This is a genomic window from Arthrobacter sp. GCM10027362, from assembly GCF_042679445.1.
Classification (GTDB): Bacteria; Actinomycetota; Actinomycetes; order Actinomycetales; family Micrococcaceae; genus Crystallibacter.
Genome location: NZ_JBHTML010000266.1, coordinates 1 through 3,904, shown reverse-complemented (window position 1 = coordinate 3,904; position 3,904 = coordinate 1). Strand labels below are relative to the sequence as shown.

General features: G+C 71.3%; 3 protein-coding genes. 2 read left to right on the top strand and 1 reads right to left on the bottom strand.

The genetic code is table 11. The annotated features are described in order from the left end of the window. Nucleotides 1–1,069, bottom strand: a 1,069-nt coding sequence (locus ACFQ36_RS21240) for an NAD(P)-binding domain-containing protein (RefSeq protein ID WP_377017293.1), incomplete at its 3' end; no start/stop codon positions are given. Between the two features lie 319 nt (nt 1,070–1,388). Here ACFQ36_RS21240 and glyA point away from each other — a divergent pair. Continuing rightward, nucleotides 1,389–2,672: a serine hydroxymethyltransferase gene (gene glyA / locus ACFQ36_RS21235; RefSeq protein ID WP_377017292.1), complete on the top strand. Its 1,284-nt coding sequence runs from the start codon at nt 1,389–1,391 to the stop codon at nt 2,670–2,672. A gap of 2 nt (nt 2,673–2,674) precedes the next feature. Beyond that, nucleotides 2,675–3,577, top strand: a complete 903-nt coding sequence (locus ACFQ36_RS21230; RefSeq protein ID WP_377017291.1) for a bifunctional methylenetetrahydrofolate dehydrogenase/methenyltetrahydrofolate cyclohydrolase — start codon at nt 2,675–2,677, stop codon at nt 3,575–3,577. Nucleotides 3,578–3,904 lie beyond the last annotated feature (327 nt).

Here is a 3,904-nt window from a genome sequence, read left to right as displayed (position 1 = left end):
CGCCGTCGTGCCCGGCGGCCAGATACCGCAGGGCCGCCAGTGCGGCCGCCCGCCCTGCCCGGGTGGCACCCACGGTGGAGGCCGAGGCACCGTAGCCAACCAGGAACAACCCCGGCCGCCGCGCCACGGTCACCCCGTCCGTGCCCATCAGGATGCCGCCGCCGGGTTCGCGCAGGTGCAGCGGCGCCAGGTGGTCCAGCGAGGCACGGAAGCCGGTGGCCCACAGGATGGCATCCACCGGTTCGGCCGAACCGTCGGCGAAGACCACGCCGCCGTCGGTGATGCGCTCGAGCCGGCCGCGGGAGGCCAGCACACCGGACTCGATCCCGGCCCGGTACATTTCGTTCAGCGGCAGCCCGGTCGCTGCCACCACGCTCAGCGGCGGCAGCCCGGCGCGGGTACGCTCGTTGACCTTGCGCTCCACCTCGGTGCCCCAGGCAGGATCGAACGGGATGGTGGTGAATTCCGGCGGCCGCCGGGTGGACCACAGGGTGCGGGCGCCGGCGGCATCCAGCTGAAGCAGGAACTGCAGTGCGGAGGTGCCGCCGCCGACCACCAGCACCCGCTGGCCGCGGAACTCGTCTGCGGAGCGGAAGTCATGGGTATGCAGCTGGCGGCCGCGGAATGTCTCCCGGCCCGGATACCAGGGCCAGTAGGGGCGGTCCCAGGTACCGGTGCCGCTGATGACGGTGCGCGCCAGCCGCTCCCCGCCGGGGGTGCGCACGCGCAGCAGGCCGTCCCCGGCATCCTCGACCGCTTCCACGCGCTCGGGCCGGTGCACCGGCAGGCTGAACCGGCGCTCGTAGGCGCCGTAGTAGCGTGCGACGACGGCGGAGGCCGGCTCGGCCGGGTCCGGCACTCCGAGCGGCAGGCCGGGGAGGTCGTGCAGCCCGTGCGCGGCGTCGAACGTCAGCGACGGCCAGCGGTGCCGCCAGGCGCCGCCCGGGCCCTCGTTGGCATCGAGGACGACGTAGTCCCGTTCCGCTGCCACTCCGAGCCGCTGCAGGTGCCAGGCCGCGCTGAGGCCAGCCTGGCCCGCGCCGATGACGACGATGCCGAGTGCGTCCATGGGCCTTGAACCTTCCGCCAAAACTTGTTGATAGATCAACATCCATCCGTGCAACGGGCGGGGCCGGCCGGATATTCCGCACCGCTGGAGTAGGATTGCCTGTGTCGCGACTGGCGTCAGGTGGGGCACCATCAGGAAGCGGCAGCGGACCGCGGCGGGCAGGCGCCGGCGGCGGGACGCACAGTGCAGACCGCGGATCGCACGCCTGGGCCGGGGGTCACGTCTTAACCGGTTGCCGCAATCTGCGGACTCATATGCATGAGCGCGCCCGCAGCCGGTAGCCTGACCTGTAGCAGAACAACCCACCCAGGAGAACTCCGTGACGTCTTCCACCACCTCGGTCACCAACCTGCCGCTGTCGCAGGTCGACCCCGAAATCGCCGCCGTGCTCGAGGCCGAGCTCGGCCGCCAGCGGGACACCCTCGAAATGATCGCTTCCGAGAACTTCGCGCCGCGCTCGGTGCTGGAAGTGCAGGGCTCGGTGCTGACCAACAAATACGCCGAGGGGTACCCCGGACGGCGCTACTACGGTGGCTGCGAGCATGTGGACGTGGCCGAGAACCTGGCCATCGAGCGCGTGAAGGCCCTCTTCGGTGCCGAGTTCGCCAACGTCCAGCCGCATGCCGGCGCCCAGGCCAATGCCGCCGCGCTCGCGGCGCTGATCGAGCCGGGGGACAAGATCATGGGCCTGTCGCTGGCCCACGGCGGGCACCTCACCCACGGGATGAAGCTGAACTTCTCCGGGAAGCTCTACGAGGTCGCCGCCTACGGCGTCGAGGAAGACACCCACCGCGTGGACATGGACCGCGTCCGCGAGCAGGCCCTGGCCGAGCGCCCGAACGTGATTATCGCCGGCTGGTCCGCCTACCCGCGCCAGCTGGACTTCGAGGCCTTCCGTTCCATCGCGGACGAGGTCGGCGCCTACTTCTGGACCGACATGGCGCACTTCGCCGGCCTGGTCGCCGCCGGCCTGCACCCGAGCCCGGTGCCGCACGCCGACGTCGTCACCTCCACCGTGCACAAGACGCTCGCCGGACCGCGCTCGGGCGTAATCCTGGCCAAGGAGCAGTTCGGCAAGAAGATCAACTCCAATGTCTTCCCCGGCCAGCAGGGCGGGCCGCTGATGCACGTCATCGCTGCCAAGGCCGTGGCCTTCAAGATTGCGGCCTCGGAGGAGTTCCGCCAGCGCCAGGAACGGGTGCTCGAAGGCGCCCGCATCCTCGCCGACCGGCTGGCCGCCCCGGACGTGGCCGGGGCCGGCGTGTCCGTGCTCACCGGCGGTACCGACGTGCACCTGGTGCTCGTGGACCTGCGCAATTCCGAGTTGGACGGCAAGCAGGCCGAGGACCTGCTGCATTCGGTGGGCATCACGGTGAACCGCAACGCGGTGCCGTTCGACCCGCGCCCGCCGATGGTCACCTCCGGGCTGCGGATCGGCACCCCCGCGCTGGCTACCCGTGGCTTCGGCGCCACCGAATTCGAGGAGGTCTCTGACATCATCGCCGCCGCGCTCAAGGGCGGCGCCGACGTGGACGTGCTGCGCAAGCGCGTGGCCCAGCTGGCCCAGGACTTCCCGCTGTACCCAGGCCACGAGGAATGGTGAACATGAACATCTACAGCTCCCCGCAGCCTGCCCGCATCCTGGACGGCAAGGCCACGGCCGCTGCGATCAAATCCGAGCTGGCCGAGCGGGTGGCGGCACTCAAGGCCCGGGGCATCACCCCGGGCCTGGGCACCGTGCTGGTCGGCGAGGACCCTGGCAGCAAGTGGTACGTGGCAGGCAAGCACCGGGACTGCGCCGAGGTGGGCATCGAATCCATCCGCCGCGACCTGCCTGAGACCATCACGCAGGAGGACCTCGAGGCGGTGCTGGAGGAGTTGAACGCCGACCCGGCCTGCACCGGTTACATCGTGCAGCTGCCGCTGCCGAAGCACATCGACACCAACCGCATCCTCGAGCGCATCGACCCGGCCAAGGACGCCGACGGGCTGCACCCGATGAACCTGGGCCGGCTGGTCTTGAACGTGAACGAGCCGCTGAATTCGCCCCTGCCGTGCACCCCGCACGGCTGCGTGGAACTGCTGCTGCGCCACGACATCGAGCTCAAGGGCAAGAAGGTGCTCGTGGTCGGCCGCGGCGTCACCGTCGGACGCCCGCTGGGGCTGCTGCTGACCCGGCGCAGCATTAACGCCACCGTCACCCTGGCGCACACCGGCACCGAAGACCTGCCCGCCGAGCTGGCCCAGGCCGACGTCGTCATCGCCGCCGCCGGCATGCCCCACATGATCCGGGCCGAGGACCTCAAGCCCGGTGTCGTGGTGCTGGACGTGGGCGTCAGCCGGGTCGAGGACGAGGAGACCGGCAAGTCCCTTGTGACCGGGGACGTGGACCCGGAGGCCCGCAGCGTGGCCAGCTGGCTGTCACCGAACCCGGGCGGCGTGGGCCCGATGACCCGCGCGATGCTCCTGGCCAACGTGGTGGAGGCCGCCGAGCGCCAGGCCGGCTGACCGCCGCCTGCACCGGATCTGCACGGAGCTTGGGCACCTCGCCCGGCGCTGCGCGCCTGAGCGGTTCCGGCCTCCGGCGGCCGCTGGCCGACGCCGGAAGGGGACGTACTCCGGTGGGAGTACGTCCCCTTCGATTTTCTGCACCCGTGCGCCGAGGCCGCGGCGGCCGGGCGCGGGTACGCTCGGACTATGAAGCCCCGTTTCCGCGGGCCGCCCACCGTGGCGGTGGTGCTGGCGGTCGCGGTGATTGAGCTGGTCGGCACGCACTTTGCGGCCCTGCGCCAGCCGGCGGCCCGCCCGCTGGACGCGCTGGCCTACGCGCTGCTG